We start from the raw sequence: 21,250 nt of genomic DNA on the forward strand, positions 1-21,250 counted from the left end.
ACCCGGCGACGAGCCGGCCATTGAAAGCCGCTCATCCTTGCGTCCATGCTCATGCGCGCCCTGCACCCTCGCGGCTCTCAGGCGGACAGGATGGCGCGCCCAAGGCTGCATCTCTTTTGGCCGCAGTACCGCTTTCAATCCGTATAGACGGTGTCCATCGGTTCGACGCCCGCCAATTGCAGCTTCTGAAGGCGGTTCTGCAGGGCCTCGTTGACGCTGCTCCATACATTGGTGTGGCGGTCATCGAGGATCTCTGGCATATGTTCGTTCACGTCCTCCAGCGTCAGGTTGGGGTTGGTGTAACCTTCCGTCGTCGAAAGAATGTGCCGGAACGTGTGGCCCGCGCCGGTGTCGAGCATGTCGCCGTTCAGATAACAGCTTTCATGGACCAGCCATGCCGCAACTGGCGCGACTTGCTCGCACCGAAGGTTTCGCTGCCACCAGCGCTCGCCCTCCATTTTTTCCAGCCCCGTGTCCTTGTCGGATTCCGGTTTGAAAAAGCCATCGATCAGTAATCGTGTATAGCCGAACACGCCAAGCGCGTTGGACTTGATGTCGGCCGAGCCGCCCTCGAATGAAAGCATGCGCGACAGGCCAGCCGCCGCCCATTTCGCCGATCCGTAGTGGGCGCCATGCGGCATTCCAGCAAGACCAACGTGCGAGGTGATGAACAGGATGCGGCCGTAATTCTGCTTCACCATGTGCGGCCAGGCCGCCTGCGTAATCAGCCACGGTCCGTCATAATGAACCTGCCTCATCTCCTGAAATTCGCTGTAAGATATCTCAGGAAACGGTGCCCAGTTACAGATGCCGGCATTGTTGATCAAAATGTCGACGCGACCATAGGTGTCGATCGCGGTCTGGACGATCGCTGCGGCGCCCTCGGGCGTGGCGACGCTGTCATTGGAGGCTACCGCGCTCCCTCCGGCCGCTATAATCTCCTGCACGACATCGTCCGCCGGTGAAGCGCTGCCCTCGTTTGCGGGGTGAGGCGAGCGGATGTCGTTGACCACGATGCGTGCGCCGCGCGAAGCAAGCAAAAGAGCATGCGCCCTGCCAAGACCACGCCCCGCGCCGGTGACGATCGCCACACGGCCGTCGAACCTTAGTTCTTCCATTCCTTCACCCTATCCTCTTGACCATTTAATCCATTTCCTGTTCTACAACAGGAACTAGTTCGTTATCTGGGACAAAGGTAGCCGCTAGGCTCGACCGGCGCAAGAGATTCTTGCGGGGCCTCATTGGCGGGTCCACCGGACAATTTAGAGTCGCGGCGGTTATGATCGCCCTGGTTGGCTGACCGGAGCGGAGCATAGGGCAGAGCAGCAGAGCGAGGCACTATGGTTTCCGGGGCCGGCGGGGGATACACGCTTGTCGCTGTTCACCTCCGCCTTCTTCACTCCAGCAACGTGTGCCCCGAGTAACCGATCTTCCCGGCAATGGAAGTGATCGCAGCCCAGCAAGATGGATAATCACCCTCATGGTCCAGCACCATGCCGACAGCCCGCTCACGAACCTCCAGTGCAATCTTGTGCGTCGCCTTGCTTTTCGTAGACCCTTCCTCTCAGGAGTTACGGTCTCCGGCAATACCGGGGCGGTTCAGTTACCAGACGCAGACAATATCATAGGATTGACGAAGCGGGGCGTAAGCACTTTCCGCCTATAAACTGCGCCACGCATTTATCTGATCCGCAGCCTTGGCCTCGACACATGTCGCGGGCCAAGGCTGTGCATCGAGCATTCCTGTCCTATCACGCATCGACAGTGGAGAGATCCATTCTCCCTAAATAGTCATTAATCACGTCATGGATACTTTTCTCAAGCGGAACCATTGGACCGCCGCGATAATTCGCCGACAGGGTGGCCGCCTGGAGGGATTCGACCGCCAGGATATCTTCGGCAGCAATGTCATGCACATACTTAATGTGAGTCTGCACATCAGCTTCGAAATTCGGCAGGTTGATAACCTCCTCCGGGAACAGAAGATATGCTGTCAGATGGCACTTATCCACTGAATCGGGCCAGATTGTGATGATCAGCACTTGGTCGATCCGGGCGAATAGATGCATGTTTGGAGGAATGCGGCAGGATGTCGCGAAATCGTCGCCTAAGCCCTCCAACCACGGCAATCGTGGGAAGCGGCTCTGGCCATCGGGGGTCAAAGGAGCTCCCCGGTAGCTTGCCTCAATCCATCCAGCTTCGGACTGGATATCGTCTCCATTGAAGTCGAACTTCTTGCCCAAAGTGTCCAAGTGCAGCACCTGCACATGATAGAAATCCAGTAGGTTCTCGACACCGAACTTCCAGTTGCAGCCCTGAGGAACAGTCTCCTTCCCCCCTATGCGGAGGCGGTCCAGATGAAGATGTCCGAAGCGCTTCTCGAGAGACGCGGCAAAATCCTCGAAGGGCGGCGGGTCTTTCGCAAAGTTGACGAATATATTGCCGGCCCAGATATTCATGTGAATGCTCGGCAATCGGCAAGTTTTCTTGTCGAAGCCCACATTTTCCGAAACAGTGGAAGCCCCGAGCAGGGTCCCGTCCAGGCGGTAAGTCCATCCGTGATAAGGGCAGGTGAACAACTTGGCGTTGCCAGTCCCGAAAGCAACTTCGACGCCACGATGGCGGCAGACGTTGGCGAAAGCACGGAGAACACCGTCCTTGTCGCGAGACAGCAACAATGGTTCATCGAAGATCCGGATCGCCTTATAATCCCCCGGATTGGCGAGTTCCTCCTCGCGTCCGACCATTAGCCATTCCGAATGGAATATCTTCTTCTGCTCTTCTTTGTAGTTTTCCGGACAGCTATAAATCCATCCAGGAGCATGAAAGGCGCTTGAAATCGGCTTTTGCACGGGGCGAAGATCGCCATCCGCAGAGTTAAGATCGGTCATCACTCTCTCCTACTGGACCGCGCAATGCAGTGGCTACGTCCGCGGAATCAGGTACTGTACTCTAGGGTACAGTATTCACAATGGCGGCCTTCCATATCCTTGTCAATAGTAAATGAACCTGATAGTACACCCTGATGAATGAGCAAAAAGGTGGCATCGACCCACGCGAGCAGCGTCGCCTCGATAAGCGGCAAGCGATAGTTGACGCCGCGCGCGATTCCTTCCTTCGGAATGGCTACGCCTCTACTTCGATGTCGGGCCTTCTGAAGACGGTGGGAGGTTCGAAGGCCACGCTGTGGGCCTATTTTCGCTCCAAAGAAGAGTTGTTCGAGGCCATATTGGAGCCTGCAATGGCTTTCATGCAGGTTGATGTGGAGCATTCGCTCCAAACGCGTGGCTCGATCGAGGCGGTTGTGACGAATTTCTGTCGGCGCTTTATGAAAGCGAACGAGCAACCCGAGTCTCTTGATCTGTGGCGACTCATTGCCGCGGAGAGCGGCCGTTTTCCGGAGGTAGCGCGAGTTTTCCGTGAACGCGTCGTATCGGTCACCGAAGATGCACTAGCGGCTTATTTCGAGAAGGGCGTTCAGAGTGGACTGCTGCGCCAGGAAGACTGCCTTAGCATGGCCCGGGTCCTGCTCTCGCTATGCATTAATAGGCTCGACCGCAAGCTCTGGAGTGACCCCGACGTCGAGTCCCAGGTCCCCGTCGAAGCCGAGGCCTCTTGGCTCGCATCAATTTTCCTGCGCGCCTTCGCTACTTAGAACGCCAGAACAGCATCTCCGCGCAGAGCTGGAACGCTTGTGAGTGAGGATTCGGTTCCGCCCGCCAAGCGGGGCGGCCAACGCTCATTTCTGATCCGCGCAGCCGCCACCGGCTGCTCTGTGTGATCGACAGTCGGTCCGTCAAGAGCACGGACATGTCCGTCCTTGAGGATTCGACGCGGACAAGACAGCGAGGCCCCCAAGCGTCATGTCATTGCCGACACATTGAGCCATCAAGATCAGCAAGCAATCAGAAGCGCCCAAGCTGGGCTCTTGGGTACGGCACTTGACGTAAACTCTTCAGTTGTCCATATAGGAGAACTAGTTTGCATAAGAGAAGTGGGGAGGAGAGTTGTCATGATTGCTAAGAAACATTTGGCTCTGCTGGCATCAGGCGTTGCGCTGTCATCGCTGTTACCGACGGCTGCGCTGGCCCAACAAACTGGTCCGGCAGGCGGCGGTAAGGCTGCGGCTGAACAAGAGGCCGGTCTCGAGGATATCGTTGTCACGGCGCAACGTCGGTCCGAGTCAGCACAGTCGGTTCCAATAGCCGTGGCTGCATTTACGGCAGAGGGGCTGTCCGCTTCGCGCACTCTGTCGTCGGACGACCTGCCTGGTCTGGTTTCCGGTCTGACACTTGCGCCTAATGGTCCGCGTACACCATTGTATCTGCGCGGTGTCGGCAACAACAACGCCGCGTCGTCACCTGCGGTGTTGACGTTCATTGACGGCGTCTACATGCCGTTCAACATCGGCGCGCAAGGGTTCAACGATGTCGCGTCGATGGAAATCGCCAAGGGACCGCAGGGCACGCTCTTTGGCCGCAATGCAACCGGCGGTGTGATTCAGATCACCACGAAGGATCCGACTTCTACCCCGTCGGCCGACTTGGAACTGGGCTATGCGAACTATGAAACTGTCTCGGCCAAAGCATATATCGCAACGGGCCTGGCCCCGAACTTGCGCGTCGGCATTTCTGCCTTTTATGAGAACCAGATGAAGGGTTGGGGCGAGAATGAATTCAACGGCGCCGATATCTACCGGACTAAGAAATATGGTGGGCGCGTCAAGTTCGTCTATGACGTTTCGGACGTCACGACAATCAAGTTGGCTGCAGATTATAGCTATGGCTACGGAAACAATGGATCGGGCATTACCCCACCCGCCGGCCAAAATTCCTTGTACAACTCCATCACCGGGACAAGGATGTTTTTTGCGAACGACTTTAACGTCAACGCTGATGTCTCGCCTTATTTCACAACGAAAGAAGGTGGCGCCAGCCTGACCGTTAATTCAGCGATTGGCGAGCTGAACTTGTTGAGTGTCACTTCTTGGAGAAAGAACAAGAACTTCCTCCAGATCGATTATGACGGAACTCCGACCAACTTCCTGAATATCAACCGCTTCGCCGAAGACGAAGCATATACTCAGGAATTCCAGATCAGTTCGCCGTCCGACGGGCCATTTAAATGGGTGGCCGGGCTTTTCTACTTCAGCGAGCGCCCGAAGGTGAATCCGTTTATCTTCTATGGCCCAGGCTTGCCGTTTGTGTTTGGAACGCCCCCCGGCCAGGCGCTGAGTTCGTGGGCGTTCGACAAGGTGAATGCCTATGCAGGCTACGGACAGGCTTCACTTGAGGTGCTCCCTGGCACTACGTTGACGCTGGGCGCCCGTTACACGATCGAAAAGCGTAAGCAGCGCGGCTTCAACGATGTGGGTGGTACTGTAATTCCCGGCAGCGCCGGCGAACAGTCCAAGACGTTTAAGAAACCTACCTTCCGTGTGTCGATCGACCATAAATTCTCGCCCGATCTGATGGTATATGCTTCGTTCAATCGCGGCTTTAATTCGGGCTGGTTCAACACCCTAGCTCTTGGCGGCTTTTCTGCTGCTGCCAATCCGGTCATTCTTCCCGAAACCATCGATGCCTATGAAGTGGGTTTCAAGAGCCAGCTGTTCGATCGGAAGCTGCGCATCAACGTGTCGGCATTCCAATATGATTATACGAATTTGCAGCAGCAGTTCTTCGAGTTCGGTGGGCTGGTGACGAAGAACGCAGCGGCGGCAAGGATCCGGGGCGTTGATGTGGATATACAGGCACGGCCGGTGCGCAATCTCGATCTCTCGGTTTCTGCTGAATATCTCGATCCTAAGTTTACAAGCTATCTGAATGCGCCATTTTATCAGACGCTGCCCAGCGGGGAATTGGTCGCAGGCGTGGCTGATGCCAGCGGATCCTCGACGCCTCAGGCGCCGCATTTCAGCATGAATGCGAACGCCACCTATTCACTGGAGACTGCAATCGGCACTTTCCAGTCGACTGCTGCGGTGAATTTCAGGGGTAAAACCTATGCCGACACTCTCGAACAGTTTCCACTCAAAAAGCGCACCCTCGTCAATCTGACCGAGCGTTGGGAGTCCATCGATCAGCAGCTTTCGGTGTCATTGTGGGTGAAGAACCTCTTGAACGAAAGATATGATGATTCGTTGAACCTTCTGGCTCCCGTCGGCCCCGCGGCACAAGTAGGTGCACCACGTACATACGGCATTACGCTGGGCTACAAATTCGGTAGTTAATTTTGATGAGCAGGCGGGGCAATGTTTCTCCGCCTGCCATTCTTCGAATTATTAGCAGCTGGTGCGAACACAGATATGTTGGTCATGCGTTATGCTTAACTGATGTAAATTTAGGCTTGGTGATCGGCGTGAATAACGGAACAGTGCAATCTGATATTTTCATTAAGTCGTAACTAAATATTCAACTTATCCTGGACGCAGCAAGAGGCCCGCAATGTCTTATTTCTTGACCGAAGAGCAGGAAGCAATCCGTGATGTCGCCCGGCGCTTCACTGAAAAAGAGGTGAGGCCGCGCGCACTAGAAATTTACGGGCCTAAAGGTCATGAGATCATCCGGGACTTGGGAAAGAAGATGGGTGACCTGGGCTTCTACAGGCTTTCCCTGCCCGAAAGCGAGGGGGGAATGGCTGCGCCCAAGACGACCGTCCTCCTGATATATGAGGAGCTTGCCAAGGAAAGCGCTGCGCTCGCTATCCATCTCGTGCTCAACGGCGCCTTTTCAAGCGTGCTGCTCGGCCTGCCGGCGGCCAAAGAAAAATGGTTCGAAAAGGTGATGTCTGGAGACGCCTCAATGTCGGCGTCGGGCACTGATCCGCGGGGTGCCGCAAACTACACCGAATGGAGCGATCTGGCAGTCAAGGACGGCAATCACTTCATACTGAACGGCTCCAAAAACTATTGTTCGGGCGCTCCTTACGCCGATCTAATCGTGGTATTCGGCTTGTATCAGGGGACAATGTGGGCGTTTCCGATAGAATGCGGCAGTCCCGGCTTTACGGTCGCAGAAGACAGAAAGATGGGGCTCGGTACGACCTTTGGCGCCCTGACATTATCGGATGTCAAAGTACCGGTTTCAGCATGCTTGGAAGTAGCCGACTGGGTTAGGGACCGCAAACTCGTCGGACCGACCGGGCAATCCGCCTACACTGTGCTTGACATATCCGCCATGGCCCTAGGATTAGCTGAAGGTGTCTTCGAAAAGGCACTGGAGTACGCGCGGGAGCGCACGAATGCCGGTAGCCCAATCTTGTCCCTCGGCGCCATCCAACTCAAGTTTGCGAAGATGAAGGCCCAGATCGAAGCTGTTCGCCACATGCTCTATAATGCCGTTCGCCTGCTCGACGAAGGACGCGTGGACAAAATGCTGAACCATATGGTCAAACCACTGGCCACTGAGATGGCCGTGGATGTCGCGCGCGATTGCATGCAGATCTATGGCGGCAGCGGATACTGCATCGATACGGGCATCGAACGCTATCTTCGCGACGCTATGGGCTTGACGATCGGCGAAGGCTCCAACGATATGCACTGGTCTACCGTTTCAGCCATGATGGACATGCCAGGAGCACGACCCGGCTCATTTTAACGCATGGGCGCACGCGATTGAAGCCATGCTCGACGATCAAACGCTTACGCTCGGCGTCGCTGAGCAGACGGTGTTCAAATGGCTGAAACGCGGTAAGCTTCAGGGCCGGCAAATCACGAAAGGCAGCCGTGGCAGGTGGACCTGACCGACCAGCAAATAAAGGCGCTCACAGCGCAAAAATACAGTATGATCCCATCCAGGAAAGCAGCATCATGAAACGTTCGGCGATCCGAACACCGATGTCCATTCATCGAACGGCAGATTGCTGGTAATCAACGCTCTGTTGTGGTCGTAGCGCTGGCCGAGCACCTCGAATAGCAGTTCGCCGCCGATGGCGGTGAACGGGACATACTGGGCGGCAGGTGGGCCGCCGCCCTTTTCACAACGCGTGCCGCCTTGCCGTCCGACTTAGGTGTAGCACGTCTGCCAGCGGCGGCGCGCTTTGGTAGTGATCAGGTCTGGGGTGTGTGCAACACCGAAAGTTTTTGGAAGGCGGCGAGATCGAAATAATCGCGCCATTCAGTAATCCTGCCGTCGGGGACACGAAAGCTTCCCATTATCGGAATGCCCTCGCGCCGCCCGTCTGACCGGTGGTAGAACATATCGATCCGCTCAGTTAGTACGATGTCACCCTCGACAGCGAGCGCGAGAATTTCCCATTCGGTCAGCAGCGAGTTTCCCAGATCGAACTTGACCATGAACGCCGGTGTTGCTTCGCGCCCAATAATGGGGTCGAGTGGGACATTGTGATAAAAGACATCCTTAGCCAGGTGGTCGAGGGCATCCTGCATCCGGTTGTCGTTGAAGCACTGGATGAACGATCTGATTATATCGGCCGGAGAGAACGGCTCTTGCACTTATAACGTCCTGTATATTGAAGGCGACCCAACGTCGCAGCCCGGTTAGGCCAGCCCGTGAATGGAAACGGCTCTAACTCGAATATGCCCAGTGCGGATCGAGGGCTACGACACGGGGCTCACCTTGCGCTGCGCTGCTCTCCAGACCAATTTTTTCAGGGCCGTGGAGCACCAACCCCATCAGATCGGCCTTTATATATAGAGCCGTAAACTTCGAATAGAATCTCGCCGTGGGGAAGCCGCCGCCGAGAACATAGAAGTTTTCCTGTGCTGTTGGCGCGTACATGTTCCGCATCTCGCCTCCTTCGTCGAGCCCCCAGATCGGCCCCACCTTGTCGGCCAGCTCGCTGCCGAACAACTTGCGCACTTGCTCCTGAAGCGACTGGTAGCCGGTCGCGAGCACGACGATGTCGGCATCCAAAGCGGTGCCGTCGTCCAGGATTACCCGTGTCGCGGTGAGACGCGCGACGCCCAGGCCGGACCGGACCTTGATCTTACCGTCGACGATCAAATCCGATGCGCCGACATTGAGGTAATAGCCGGCGTGATATCGCACCAGCTTCATGTAGAAGCCGCTATCGTCCTCGCCATTATCCAGCAGGAATCCAACCTTGCGCAAGCCGTCCAGCAATTCACGATCCTGCTCCTGGATCGACCGGCTCAATGGCTGATGAAGCTTGGCGAGTAGCGGGAAGGGTATCGCGGCCCCGGTCATGTCCGTATCATTGATAGGCCTGACGCCGTCATTGTCCCGATATAGCTGGTAAACCCGCTGCGCGCCGGGCTCCAGGCTCAGCACCGTGATCGACGAGCGCTGGATCATCGTCACATCGCCGCCACGCGTGCAGAAGTTCTGCGCGATGTCGTGTGCGCTCGTGCCGGCGCCGACGACGACCACCTTTTTCCCCTCGACATCAATGTCATCAAACGGCTGACTGGAATGAAGAAGGGTTCCGCGGAACCCGTCGAGTCCGGGAATCTGGGGTATGCGCGGCAGACCCGCCACGCCCATCGCGCTCACGATGTGTCGCGTCTTCAGCATTCGGGTGGCGCCGTTTGCCAGCGTCAGGTTCACCGTCCAAACCCGCTCCACGGGATCGAATTTCGCGTCCTCGAAAATGGTGCTGGTCCAGACGTCAAGATCCATTGCGTGGGCGTAGAACTCTAACCAGTCTGCGACCTTGTCCTTCGGCAAGTAGGTTGGCCAGTTTTCCGGAAATGGCAGATACGGGAAGTGGTTCATCGCTATATCGTTGTGAAGCTTCAGCGTGCGATATCGCTTCCGCCAAGTTTCGCCCACCTTGGCGCCACGCTCGACGATCAACGTCTTGACATCGAGTTGGCGCAAGCGTGCGCCGAGCATCAGGCCTGCTTGCCCGGCACCAACGATGATTACATCGGGATCGACGGCCTCGCTGGCGCTTGCCGCAAGCGTGCATTCCGGAAAATCCCGGAGCCGGGTGCGGCCGACGGATTCCGGGAAGTCTTTGAGTTCGTTCATCGTCGTGAGTACGGTGTAAGCCACCGATCGACCGGATGTGCCCTCATCGCGGATCAGCCGGACGTGACCGCGACCGAGCGCGATCTCGGTCTCGAAGGTGAAGAAGAAATCGAGCGTCTGTGCGATATTGCCCAGCATGCTCACATAGGGCGTGCCCTCGACACGGAAGCTTCGCGGCAAACTATGCTGCACAGCCCCGCTAAGCATGGCGCGTATCTCATCCGCCCCATGGGCGGTTGTGAATTCCCACTTGAAGGTCAGAAGATCTCGCCAGTAACCGTCTGGCTTCAGCAGGGTCGTTGCAAGACCTATATCGTTCTCGGCCAGTGCCTCTTCGATAGATCCCAACCAGCATTCAGCAACATGCTGAAGCGCCGACGGTGCCAATTCATCCCAACGTGCCAATGACTACTCCCTTATGCGATCTACGGCGGGCTGCTCCGCACCTAGAGCGATCGCCCAAGTTTGCCTCGGATGGCTGATCCAGACATCGCGTGCGACTAATCTGTTCACCGCCGCCCTCAAAAGTGGAGGGCATCTGCCTATTCGATACAAGAGTACGCAATGGTTGGCAACGCAATTCGTTAAGCAGCTTTCATAATACGGTTCGTGGCACCCGGATCGAGTAGCACGTGGTCCAAACAAAAATTTACAATTCGCTGGGTGTTATCGGCTTCTTGTAAAGCTTGGAAGAGACGGTTAAGTTAAGGAAGTTGACAGAAGTCTTAAGATTGTCGGGCCTCGCGAGCCAGACTGGTTGTTAGCTCCTGACCCGGTAGGACCTCGCTAGGACCACCTTTCAGACTCCCGTGCAATGCGTAGCCTCCAGATGGCACCAGATCGCCGAAAACCGTGGAGCACGGCATGGTCGTTCATTCTGCAGGCTCGCCCACGGTGATGGTCAGTGGCGAAAGTCCTTCGATTTCAACTACCATGATATCGCCCGGCGATACCGCGCCGACCCCGGCGGGTGTTCCGGTGTAGATAAGATCGCCTGGCTCAAGGCAATAGAGGCCAGAGAGGAATTCGATCAGCCGGTCGACAGGGTTGACTAGTGCCGACAGGTCGCCCTTTTGCCGCACTTCGCCGTTCATTGTCAGGGTGATGGCGCCTTTGCTGGCATCGCCCAGCGCGGCGGTAGGATGAATTAGGCCAAAAGGCGAAGATTGTTCGACGTTCTTACCGGCTCCAGGAAACCAGGACAATAGCTCCCTGTGCGTAGCTTAGGGATGCGCAGCTCGACCGTGCCCGCGCGCGTCTCCCAGTCCGATCGCGGTAGCCATTGCGCTGCGCCTGCCGCTCCGCGCTCTTCTCGCCATAGGCGGCACCGGTCAGTCCACCAACCTCCAGCTCCATCAGCCGTTGCGCGGCAAAGCCGATCATCTCACGCAGAAAATCGCTGTCGGCACTCTTTCCCAGCAGGGCCTGAACGTCCATCATCTCTTGGTCATCGGGATCTCCATAGATTGAGTCTCGCAACCCAAATCTATCCGAGATCTCCGATGGCCACCCGCGAAACTGACCGGCCGCTACTGCGCTTGATCGATGAGGGCGTCCGGTCAGCTCCGCTACCGTCGAGCTACACCGCGCCTCGGGGCACGACCCGTCAGGATACGGCGGCGCAGCTGGATGCGCTGCGCGCGGCCGGGTGCGCCGCCATTTTCGAGGATAAGGCCAGCGGCGCGAGCCGGGAGCGCCCACAGCTGGCGCGGGCGATCGCGAGCAGGGGAGGGCCATACGCTGCTGGTGGTCCGGATCGATCGCTTGGCCCGTTCGCCGAGTTCGAACGCGCTAAGATACGCGAGCGTACGCGGGCCGGACTCGAAGCGGCGGTTGCGCGAGGTGCCAAGCCGGGAAGCCCCAGAATGCGCGCCCGTGATGCCCACGCGATTGCGGATATCTGCTATGGCCACCGCGAGCGCTGGCGGATTGCCGCCGCGAAGGCGGCCACATCCTTGATCACATGATCGCTCGGCATGACGAGCAGCAGCGCGTCGGTCCTCAGCGCTTCGAGCGCGGCATGGCGATCGCCGCCGCCGTGTTCCGGCTGCCGGGTTCTAGGATCAGCTTGCCCGGCGCTTTCCGACCTGGTCGAGATCGTTCATGATAACCTCCAGATGCAAAACGTGGATAGGATAAGCCTGGCGTCCATTGGAACGACAGGTTCCGCGGAACTTGGAAGCCCCATTTTTTCCTTCAAGAGGGAAAACGAAAAAAATTGGCACTCAATGATGGTGAGCGCCAATACTCCCTTATCAGGGGCTTAGGCCGTAAAATTCCCTCTTGACGCGACTCGCCGTCGCACCAAAATCTGAAGGGCACGCGGTCATTTCCGCGCATGAAAAAGGAGCGACAAAAGGAAAGGAGGCAAGGCCATGTCGCAGCCATTTTCCCGTTTTCTTCATCCCTTCGACGTTGCACGTCATCCGAGCCTGGAGCCGGAGGTGAAACGCGCCATCCTCGCATCCTGGGCATCTGATCGATCTGCAGTGCGGGACCAGCCAGCCATGAAGAAGCCGCCCGGCGCCAAGCGTGTGGTCTCGATCGACGACGTACTGACGGCGATGCGCGACCTCGACGAAGGTTAGGGTCCCGCGCAGTCGCTGCAATGATCGAGCTATGCTTCAATGCACAGCTGCAGGGCTATGGCATTACGACGGCGGAAATCCATTTCTACCGGCCTGATGCGCCCTCGTTCCTGCAGTTGTTCGTGTGGCAGGAATACGATCTCGCGCCCGATTTTCCGGTGCTGTTCGAGTTTCTCGACCACTGGCGGCGTGAGATCGAGGCCGCTCTCCATTCCGTCCGGATCGTGCATGACTGGCTGATCCGTCCGACCGAGTGGCGCGCGGTCAATGGCGTGATCTCGATCCAGTGAAAAGCGACCTGTTCAGGCGATCGCATTCTCGCAAGGATGACGTGCGGCTGCGGCTGCCCTTTGATGACATCATGGAATTTGCCATTGCGCTTCTGTCGATCAGCCCGCACGGGCTTGAAGCGCTTGGCTGGAGCTTCGTCGATCGCAAGCGGTTCCTGGATCACTTTTTCGTATTGGGCCGTGCCGCGCAAGGCGTGGAGCCCGAGCGTCTCGGGAAGATGCCAATCGAGATCGTCGTTCCGAAGGCCGATCTCTCCCGTCTCCAGCAGTTCGCGGTTCGGGAATTGCCCAGGGCCGCTTACCGCTTGGACTTGTCGGCCGCTTCTGTGGCCGTTTCCACCCAATAAGGGGCCGCGGTGAGAAGATCTTGTAGGACTATCGATGGTTTCTAGCGCAGCAGTGAGAACGAAGTGGCCCCGCATGACGAACGCCAAGCAGCCAACGCCCACCACGCCCGTTTCGTTCGCGTAACCTTGTGTTCGCCGGAATAAATCCAAGACGGCCAATTGCGCGCGCACTGCAGAGCGAGGCGAGCGAAGTACCTCTTGAAAGCGGTGGATGACCTCCTAAATTCCTAGTCGCCGGACGCCGAACCGGGTCCGGTGGGACACATGAGAGCGCCGGCTCTCTCCGGCGTCGCTCATGCCCAGATCGCTTCGTAGGAGGATTTGGAAATGAGAAATAACTTCGACTTCACACCCTATCGGCGTTCGACCGTGGGCTTTGATCGACTCTTCAACCTGCTTGAAGCAGGTGCGCGGGAGGACGAAGGTTACCCACCCTTTGACATCCTCAAAGATGGCGAGGACAGTTATCGCATCACGCTGGCGGTCGCTGGTTTCCGCCCTAACGACATTGAGGTGGTGGCACAGCAGAATTTGCTCACCGTCACCGGCAGGCATGCCGAAGACGACGGCAAGGGCGAGTATCTCCATCGCGGGGTCGCCATGCGCCCATTTGAACGACGCTTCCAGCTTGCCGACTTCATCGAAGCAGGAGAAGCCAGCTTCGAGAACGGCTTGCTCAGCATCGCGCTCAAGCGCGTCGTGCCTGAGGCGATGAAGCCACGCCGGATCGCCATCAGCCCTGGCGTGGCCGCTAGTGATCGCATTGGCGGAGGCGATACAGTCGGCGAGGCTGCCTAACCCACTTCCCACCCGGCCTGCCGGCACCGCCGCCTGCAACCCAGCGGGCGGCGCCCGGCAGGTTATGCCCGTCTTCAAAGAAAGGAGATTACCTGTGGCCATTCGTGACTTCATTCCTTGGAACCGGCATGAGAACCGGCTTCCCGTCCCGGTCAGCGCTGAGCGCGACCGCGACAATGAGACCCACCCGCTGCTCTCGCTCCACCGCGACGTGAACCGGCTGTTCGACGACGTCTTTCGGGGTTTCGGTGTGCCGTCGCTTGCCGGGTTCGACTGCAGTCTGTCGTGGCCGAACCTCGAACTGGCTGAGACCGATAAGGATACGCCTACAGTCGGATCTTCAAACAGCCGCCCGCAGAAGCCGACATGCGGCGGCATTTCAATGTGACCGCCCCTCTGTTCACCAGGCGGTACTTACGCTCGGAAAAGCCGGCCTCATCAAGCGCGAACCCGGCTCCGCTAGAAGCATTCAACTCATCCTCCCTCCAGAGGACCCGCCCATCTTGCGATGAGCCAAACCGTCATAATTTCTGTGGCGCGACGCCGGCGGGCTTACCTGTAAAAACTCAGTGCACGAGTGCCCAGGATGGCGGCTCGCGGCCATCTTATCGCACCTGCCACTGGGAATGGGGCTTTCCGCACCTGAGGCGACCCGCCGATCGAGTCCGTCCACTCACGGCATGTCCATAATCAGCCTCGATGAGCGCAATGCCGAGCTTTTCGCCCAGTGGCGGATGCCTCCCTGTCGCCAGCATCGCCCGGACCTGACCGAGGCCATCAAGGGCCCGTGCTGCATCTTTGAACATGATGTTGGCTCTGAAGAAAGAGTGTCAGACGTCTCCGGGGATGACTTGCGGTTCCCAGCCGCCGCCCAGCGCGCGGAAGGATGCGATCGCGCCTCGGGTTGCTGCGGCGCGCGCCTGGATCGCCCCATCGCGGGTTTCAAGTAGGCGCCGGTCGGCATCGAGCACCTCGATCAGGCTCGCAACCCCGCCCTTGTAGGCGGCCATGGAGGCGTCTCGCGCACGCGATAGCGAAGCCTCACCCTGTAGGAGCGACGTCGCGCGTGCTTCTTGCTGCACCAACGTCGAGAAGGCGTCTTCGACATCTTGCGAGGCGCGCAGCACCGTCAGGCGATAGGCCGCCAGAGCTTCCGCATTGCGCCCCTTGGCAGCCTTGATTTCAGCATCAACCCGGCCGAAGTCGAACAGGCGCCAACGCAGACCGAGTATCCCGTTGGCTTGGGCCGCATTGCCCGTAAAAAGGCCTCCGGCAGCCGTTGTTGCCGTTCCCAGCAGGCCGCTGAACGAAAATTTCGGATAATATTCGGCAATCGCTACACCGATCCGGGCATTGGATGCGGCAAGGGTCCGCTCTGCCGCGATGACGTCAGGGCGACGGCGCAGCAAGGCGGCCGGTCCCCCGGCAGTCGAGATCGCCGGCGGCGCGGGGATCGGCGCTTGCGGAGCCAACTCCACCCGCGTGGTGCCGGGCTGAACGCTAATCAGCACGTCGAGTGCATTCATCGCCATGTCGAGTTCGTTTTGTAGCGCCGGCACGGAAGCACGGACCTGCGCCAGCGCGCCTTCCGCCTGCCTGAGTTGCAATTCTGCGGCCACGCCTTTTCGATATTGAAGCGACACGAGGTCGACGAGGCGCTGCTGGGTGTCGAGTTGCGAACGGGCGACATCGAGACGGGCCTGCAACATTCGGATGGCAACGTAGGTATCGGCGATCTGCGCCGCGACTGCGAGTCGCGCCGCAACCGCCCCAGCCCCCGATGCCTGCCAATCGGCGCGCGCAGCGTCACGTCCAGCATCGCGGCCGCCGAACAGGTCGAGTTCCCAACTGGCGCCGAGGTTCAGCTCATAGGTTTCGGTCGACCGCTCGAACTGCGGAAAGGCGCTGCCGATCCGGCCGATCGGGGTTTCCGTCGATTGATAGACCTCCCCCATCTGCCCACTAACCTGCCCCGACGGAAGCAGCGCGGCGTTGGCGCCCTTAAGCGCCGCGCGCGCCTGAACGACACGGGCGCTCGCCTGCTGCAGATCGAGATTTTGCGCCAACCCCCGCTCGACGAGGCTGGTAAGCATTGGGTCGTTGAACGAGCGCCACCAGGATATCAGATCGGCTGCTTCCGCCGAAGAGCTTCGCGCTTCCACCGCCGCCCCTGCATGGAAAGCTGGAGGCAACGACGATATAGGGGGCGCATACTCCGGGCCCACGGCACAGCCTGCGAGCAAAAGAGGCACGCCAAGGGTAGACATGATCAAAGGCAAGGGCCGCATCTTTATCCTCGAGGGTCATTGAAGGATAATATGACTAATAAGTAGTTTGGTCACTTGTTGTCAATGGCGGCAGTCGGAACTATGGTCGAAGGATGACCAATGCCAATTTGAATGCCCCGACGCGCGGCCCCGCCGAACATGCCGTGCGAGACCAGATTATCGCGGCGGCGCAAGAATGTTTTGCACGCTACGGCTATGGCAAGACGACTGTTTCCGACCTTGCCAAGGAGATCGGCTTCTCCAAGGCCTATATCTATCGGTTCTTCGAGTCGAAGCAGGAAATCGGCGAAGCGATCTGCAGCTCACGTCTGGAGCGAATCATATCCGAGGCGCGCGCAACAATCGACGAAGGAGGCAGCGCCACGGAACGATTTCGCCGCATGTTCAAGAGCCTGACGACACTCAGCGTCGAACTCTTTTTTCATGATCGGAAGATCTACGACATCACGGCTCATTCGGCCGCCGAGCAATGGGGCTCTTCCATCGCGTACAAGGAGACGCTCAGGGCGATGATCCTGGAAATTGTCAAAAGTGGGCGGGAAAGCGGCGAGTTCGAGCGCAAGACGCCGATCGATGAGACCTGTCGCGCGATATTCTACGCCATGATGCCATTCGTCGACCCGCTTCACCTTGAGCGCAACCTAGACCTGCTTCCCGATGCTCAGACCGAGGTCGCTAGCCTGATCCTGCGTAGCCTCGCCCCCTAAACGAGACTGTGACCTATTGACATATTAGTCACAAGGCAACACATGATCCTTCAAAGTTTGGAGGATCCAGCCTTGTCGATTCGATTTATCGGAGCGGGATTATCCGCCCTTGCATTCTCGCTTCCTTTGGCAGCCTGCCATCAGGCAGAGGCGGACCCGCGTACGCAGTCGCCGCTCGTCCGGGTTATGCAGCCTGCGGCCGAAGGGGAAGTGAACCGGGAATTTACCGGCGTGGTCGCCGCGCAGGTTAAGAGCGATCTTGGTTTCAGAGTCGGAGGCAAGGTTATCGAGCGCCTCGTCAACGCGGGTGATATAGTCCGACGGGGTCAGCCTTTGATGCGAATCGATCAGACGGACCTGGTACTCGCCACACGCGCCACGCTCGGTACCGTCGACGCGGCGCGCGCGCGCGCCCGGCAGACGGCTGCGGACGAAAGGCGGTTCCGCGATCTGGTTGGCGCGGGCGCGGTATCGGCGTCTGCCTATGATCAGGCGAAGGCCGCGGCTGACTCGGCCCGTGCCCAGTTGTCAGCGGCCGAGGCACAGGCGCGTGTGGCTCGCAATGAAGCAAATTACAGTGTCCTCGTGGCGGATGCCGACGGGACGGTCGTCGAAACTTTGGCCGAGCCGGGGCAAGTGGTGAGCGCGGGCCAGATTGTCGTGCGTGTGGCCCGATCAGGCCCGCGCGAGGCGCTGGTGCAACTGCCCGAGACGCTGCGTCCCGCCATCGGATCGGCCGCGCAGGCGCGCACCTACGAGGGTGCAAGCGGAACCGCCACCCTGAGACAGTTGTCCGATGCCGCCAACCCCGAATCCCGGACTTTCGAGGCGCGCTATGTCCTGAGCGGCACCCCCGCCCGCGCGCCGTTGGGATCGACTGTCACGGTGATGTTGGCGCTGCCCGGCGATGTCCGCGCAATCCAGGTGCCGCTCGGCGCGATCCGCGATGTCGGCAAGGGCCCGGGTGTGTGGGTCATTCGTAAGGGATCACAACCGACCGTGACATGGCGTCCGGTACGTATCGTATCCCTTGGCCAAGAAAGCGCGACACTCGCTGCCGGGCTGAACTCTGATGATCGCTTCGTGGCCATGGGTGCACACATGCTGCACGAAGGTCAGCAAGTCCGGGTGTCGGCACGATGAGTGGCGGTTCGGAAACACCCGGACCGTTCAACTTGTCCGCCCTTGCCGTTCGAGAACGGTCTGTCACCCTGTTCTTTCTGATCGCGATCATCCTCGCGGGCATCTTCGCCTTCCTGAAGCTGGGCCGCGCCGAGGATCCCAGTTTCACCATCAAGGTCATGACGGTGGTTACCGCCTGGCCGGGCGCAACCGCGCAGGAGATGCAGGATCAGGTCGCAGAGCCGCTCGAAAAGCGTCTTCAGGAACTGCGCTGGTACGATCGCAGCGAAACCTTCACGCGGCCGGGCCTCGCCTTCACCACCGTGACGTTGCGCGATCGGACGCCGCCCAAGGAAGTGCCGGAGCAATTCTACCAGGCACGCAAGAAGATGTCGGACGAGGCGCTAAAGCTACCGCGCGGCGTCGTCGGTCCTTTCGTCGATGATGAATATGGCGACGTCAGCTTCGCCCTCTATGCCTTGAAGGCCAAGGGTGAGCCTCAGCGCAACCTAGCTCGGGATGCCGAACGACTGCGCCAGCGGCTGCTCCATGTGCCGGGCGTCAACAAGATCAAGATCGTGGGCGAACGGCCCGAGCGTATCTATGTGGAATTTGCCCAGGAGCGGCTCGCTACGCTCGGCATCTCGCCACGTGCCATCTTCGATGCGCTCGCCAAGCAGAATCTCATCACGCCCGCCGGGTCGATCGAAACGAAAGGCCAGCAGGTCGTCGTCCGCCTCGATGGCGCCTTCGACGATCTGTCCACGATTCGCGACCTGCCTATCGCGATGAATGGCAATACGATCCGCTTGTCGGAAATCGCGAACGTTGAGCGCGGTTACGAGGATCCCGCGTCCTTCCTGATCCGCGGCGAGGGTGAGCCGGCACTGCTGCTGAGCGTCGTGATGCGTGATGGGTGGAACGGCCTCGATCTCGGTAAGGCGCTCAATGCCGAGATCGACAAGGTCCGGGCAGAACTGCCGCTCGGAATGACGCTTACGGCCGTCACTGACCAATCGGTGAACATCAGCGAGGCCGTCGACCAGTTCATGCATACCTTCATGGAAGCGCTCGCGATTGTGATGATCGTCAGCCTCATCAGCTTGGGATGGCGCGTGGGCATCGTCGTGGCCGCAGCCGTTCCGCTCACGCTGGCGGTCACTCTGGTCATCATGTGGGCAACGGACCGCGTGCTGGATCGCATCACGCTTGGCGCCCTGATCCTCGCCCTCGGGCTGCTGGTCGACGACGCCATCATCGCCATCGAGATGATGGTGGTGAAAATGGAGGAGGGCTATGATCGCATCCGCGCGTCGGCCTATGCCTGGAGCCATACGGCAGCCCCCATGCTGGCCGGCACCCTTGTCACCGTCATTGGCCTGATGCCGGTCGGCTTCGCGCAATCGACCGCCGGCGAATATGCCGGCAACATCTTCTGGGTGGTCGGATTCGCGCTGATCGCGTCCTGGTTCGTCGCTGTGATCTTCACCCCCTATATGGGCGTCAAGATGCTGCCCATGATTAAGCCCGTCGAAGGTGGTCATGAAGCCATCTACCAGACACCGCGTTACGAAAAGGTCCGTGGAATCATCGGCTGGGCGGTACAGCGCAAGAAGTTGGTCGTGCTGACGACAGTGGGCGCGTTCCTGATCGCTGGTGTCGGCATAGGGGCGGTGAAGAAGCAGTTCTTTCCCACGTCCGATCGGCCCGAACTGCTGGTCGAGGTGCAGATGCCCAAGGGCACGGCCATCGTGAACACCAGCGAGTCCGCCCGACAGGTGGAAGACTGGCTCCGTAAGCAACCCGAGGCGAAAATCGTCACCGCCTATATCGGCCAAGGCGCCCCCCGCTTCTTCATGGCCCTGTCGCCCGAACTACCCGATCCCTCCTTCGCCAAGATCGTCGTGCGCACCGACGAGGAAGAAGATCGCGACGCCCTTAAACAGCGTCTGCGGCAGGCCGTGGCCGACGGTCTCGCGCCGGCGGCACGCGTGCGGGCGACGCAGCTGGTCTTCGGACCGCCCTCGCCCTTCCCCGTCGCATTCCGTGTCAGTGGCCCCGATCTCGCCACCGTCCGTAGCATCGCTTTCCGCGTGCAGGATCTGATGCAGACCGACCCGATGATGCGCACGGTCAATATCGATTGGGGCGAGCGCGCACCGGCACTGCACTTCGTTCTCGACCAGGATCGTCTGCGTGCACTGGGACTGACCTCGAGCGATGCCGCCGAGCAGTTGCAGTTCCTGCTGACCGGCGTCACCGTCAGCCAGGCACGGGAAGACATCCGTACCGTCGATGTCGTTGCCCGTTCCGCCGGCAATGACCGGCTCGACCCGGCGCGCATCGGTGATTACACGCTGACGGGCGCCGACGGCGAGCGCGTGCCGGTCAGTCAGATCGGCAAGCTCGAGGTGCGGATGGAGGATCCGATCCTCCAACGCCGCGACCGCCTGCCGACCATCACCGTGCGGGGCGACATTGCCGACGGTCTTCAGCCACCCGATGTCTCGACCGCGATATTCGATAAGCTGCAGCCGATCATCAGGGAGCTGCCGAGCGAATATCATATCGACACGGCGGGCTCGATCGAGGAGGCCAGCAAGGCCAACGCCGCGCTCGCTCCAATCTTCCCGATCATGATCGGGCTGATGATGATCGTCATCATCCTCCAGGTCCGCAGTCTGTCCGCCATGGGAATCGTACTCTCGACCGCCCCGCTCGGCCTGATCGGCGTGGTACCCACCCTGCTGGTGACCGGTCAGCCATTCGGATTCAACGCGATTCTCGGCCTCATCGCATTGGCGGGCATCCTGATGCGCAACACGCTCATCCTGATCGGCCAGATCCACGACAATGAACGTGCCGGGCTGTCCCCCTTCGACGCGGTGGTCGAAGCGACGGTCCAGCGCTCCAGGCCGGTCATCCTGACAGCGTTAGCCGCGGTGCTGGCGTTTGTGCCCCTGATCAGCTCGGTGTTCTGGGGCTCGATGGCGATCACGCTGATCGGCGGCACGCTGGGCGGCACCGTTATCACGCTGTTGTTCCTGCCGGCCCTCTATGCGCTCTGGTTCCGCATCAGACCACCTTCGAGCGATGATCAACCCAAAACTCCGTTCGCCACAACGGCATTGGCCTCCTAGAAGCGCAGAGCTCG

At 59.2% G+C, this 21,250-nt stretch carries 18 protein-coding genes and 3 pseudogenes; 12 read left to right on the top strand and 9 right to left on the bottom strand.

The features are described 5' to 3' along the window. Nucleotides 1–134 precede the first annotated feature (134 nt). Together HUK72_RS23345 and HUK72_RS23350 are read right to left on the bottom strand one after the other, a co-directional pair. Complete coding sequence (locus HUK72_RS23345) at nt 135–1,091, bottom strand: SDR family NAD(P)-dependent oxidoreductase (protein WP_176598973.1); 957 nt, start codon at nt 1,089–1,091, stop codon at nt 135–137. 660 nt (nt 1,092–1,751) lie between these two features. Continuing rightward, a complete protein-coding gene (locus tag HUK72_RS23350) occupies nt 1,752–2,891 on the bottom strand; it encodes an aromatic ring-hydroxylating dioxygenase subunit alpha (RefSeq protein ID WP_176598974.1) in 1,140 nt (379 codons plus the stop codon). Nucleotides 2,892–3,025: 134 nt separating this feature from the next. Between HUK72_RS23350 and HUK72_RS23355 the strand changes: the two genes are divergently transcribed. The 3 genes from HUK72_RS23355 (at nt 3,026) to HUK72_RS23365 (ending at nt 7,598) form a co-directional block, all read left to right on the top strand. Next, nucleotides 3,026–3,655, top strand: coding sequence for a TetR/AcrR family transcriptional regulator (locus HUK72_RS23355; protein ID WP_176593260.1), 630 nt, complete (start codon nt 3,026–3,028; stop codon nt 3,653–3,655). A 357-nt stretch (nt 3,656–4,012) separates the two neighbouring features. Further along, nucleotides 4,013–6,232, top strand: a complete 2,220-nt coding sequence (locus HUK72_RS23360) for a TonB-dependent receptor (protein ID WP_176598975.1) — start codon at nt 4,013–4,015, stop codon at nt 6,230–6,232. A 214-nt stretch (nt 6,233–6,446) separates the two neighbouring features. Next, entirely contained in the window at nt 6,447–7,598 is a 1,152-nt protein-coding gene (locus HUK72_RS23365; protein ID WP_176593084.1) for an acyl-CoA dehydrogenase family protein, read from the top strand. Between the two features lie 210 nt (nt 7,599–7,808). On the opposite strand, the pseudogene HUK72_RS23370 reads toward HUK72_RS23365, so the two are convergent. The 5 genes and pseudogenes from HUK72_RS23370 to HUK72_RS23390 all read right to left on the bottom strand — a co-directional run. Then, nucleotides 7,809–7,937, bottom strand: a pseudogene (locus tag HUK72_RS23370) (ATP-binding protein); the annotation flags it as partial. 113 nt (nt 7,938–8,050) lie between these two features. Beyond that, the gene (locus HUK72_RS23375; protein ID WP_176593085.1) at nt 8,051–8,455 is read right to left on the bottom strand and encodes a limonene-1,2-epoxide hydrolase family protein; all 405 of its coding nucleotides are present in this window, start codon (nt 8,453–8,455) and stop codon (nt 8,051–8,053) included. Between the two features lie 73 nt (nt 8,456–8,528). After that, nucleotides 8,529–10,361, bottom strand: coding sequence for an NAD(P)-binding domain-containing protein (locus HUK72_RS23380; protein ID WP_176598976.1), 1,833 nt, complete (start codon nt 10,359–10,361; stop codon nt 8,529–8,531). A gap of 467 nt (nt 10,362–10,828) precedes the next feature. Next, a complete protein-coding gene (locus tag HUK72_RS23385; RefSeq protein WP_255325974.1) occupies nt 10,829–11,161 on the bottom strand; it encodes a fumarylacetoacetate hydrolase family protein in 333 nt (110 codons plus the stop codon). Then, nucleotides 11,131–11,396: pseudogene (locus HUK72_RS23390) on the bottom strand (transposase); the annotation flags it as partial. The gene HUK72_RS23385 and the pseudogene HUK72_RS23390, both read right to left, overlap by 31 nt. A 62-nt stretch (nt 11,397–11,458) precedes the next feature. On the opposite strand from HUK72_RS23390, the gene HUK72_RS23395 reads away from it, so the two are divergent. Beyond that, a complete protein-coding gene (locus tag HUK72_RS23395) occupies nt 11,459–11,923 on the top strand; it encodes a recombinase family protein (RefSeq protein ID WP_176598977.1) in 465 nt (154 codons plus the stop codon). On the opposite strand, the pseudogene HUK72_RS27430 reads toward HUK72_RS23395, so the two are convergent. Continuing rightward, a pseudogene (locus HUK72_RS27430) lies at nt 11,884–12,032 on the bottom strand (sugar phosphate nucleotidyltransferase); the annotation flags it as partial. The gene HUK72_RS23395 and the pseudogene HUK72_RS27430 overlap by 40 nt on opposite strands. 299 nt (nt 12,033–12,331) lie before the next feature. Between HUK72_RS27430 and HUK72_RS23400 the strand changes: the two are divergent. The 5 genes from HUK72_RS23400 to HUK72_RS23420 all read left to right on the top strand — a co-directional run bounded on the left by HUK72_RS23400 (nt 12,332) and on the right by HUK72_RS23420 (nt 14,367). Next, nucleotides 12,332–12,544: a hypothetical protein gene (locus HUK72_RS23400; protein ID WP_176593087.1), complete on the top strand. Its 213-nt coding sequence runs from the start codon at nt 12,332–12,334 to the stop codon at nt 12,542–12,544. A 20-nt stretch (nt 12,545–12,564) separates the two neighbouring features. After that, a complete protein-coding gene (locus tag HUK72_RS23405) occupies nt 12,565–12,834 on the top strand; it encodes an usg protein (protein ID WP_176593088.1) in 270 nt (89 codons plus the stop codon). Further along, a complete protein-coding gene (locus tag HUK72_RS23410; protein ID WP_176598978.1) occupies nt 12,831–13,181 on the top strand; it encodes a hypothetical protein in 351 nt (116 codons plus the stop codon). Before HUK72_RS23405 ends, HUK72_RS23410 begins: the two co-directional genes overlap by 4 nt. A gap of 327 nt (nt 13,182–13,508) precedes the next feature. Further along, nucleotides 13,509–13,979: an Hsp20 family protein gene (locus HUK72_RS23415; RefSeq protein ID WP_176598979.1), complete on the top strand. Its 471-nt coding sequence runs from the start codon at nt 13,509–13,511 to the stop codon at nt 13,977–13,979. A 94-nt stretch (nt 13,980–14,073) separates the two neighbouring features. After that, nucleotides 14,074–14,367, top strand: a complete 294-nt coding sequence (locus HUK72_RS23420) for a hypothetical protein (RefSeq protein WP_255325975.1) — start codon at nt 14,074–14,076, stop codon at nt 14,365–14,367. Nucleotides 14,368–14,809: 442 nt separating this feature from the next. Here the strand turns inward: HUK72_RS23420 and HUK72_RS23425 are convergent, their stop codons facing one another. Beyond that, nucleotides 14,810–16,267, bottom strand: coding sequence for an efflux transporter outer membrane subunit (locus HUK72_RS23425; protein WP_176593091.1), 1,458 nt, complete (start codon nt 16,265–16,267; stop codon nt 14,810–14,812). Between the two features lie 92 nt (nt 16,268–16,359). On the opposite strand from HUK72_RS23425, the gene HUK72_RS23430 reads away from it, so the two are divergent. The 3 genes from HUK72_RS23430 to HUK72_RS23440 are packed head-to-tail and all read left to right on the top strand — an operon-like array spanning nt 16,360 to nt 21,236. Next, nucleotides 16,360–16,974: a TetR/AcrR family transcriptional regulator gene (locus tag HUK72_RS23430; RefSeq protein ID WP_176593092.1), complete on the top strand. Its 615-nt coding sequence runs from the start codon at nt 16,360–16,362 to the stop codon at nt 16,972–16,974. Nucleotides 16,975–17,016: 42 nt separating this feature from the next. Continuing rightward, the gene (locus tag HUK72_RS23435) at nt 17,017–18,117 is read left to right on the top strand and encodes an efflux RND transporter periplasmic adaptor subunit (RefSeq protein WP_176598980.1); all 1,101 of its coding nucleotides are present in this window, start codon (nt 17,017–17,019) and stop codon (nt 18,115–18,117) included. Continuing rightward, a complete protein-coding gene (locus tag HUK72_RS23440; protein ID WP_176598981.1) occupies nt 18,114–21,236 on the top strand; it encodes an efflux RND transporter permease subunit in 3,123 nt (1,040 codons plus the stop codon). The genes HUK72_RS23435 and HUK72_RS23440 overlap by 4 nt, the downstream gene beginning before the upstream one ends. Nucleotides 21,237–21,250: the final 14 nt, after the last annotated feature.

Source organism: Sphingobium sp. 15-1, assembly GCF_013375535.1.
In the GTDB taxonomy this organism is placed as follows: domain Bacteria; phylum Pseudomonadota; class Alphaproteobacteria; order Sphingomonadales; family Sphingomonadaceae; genus Sphingobium; species Sphingobium aromaticivastans.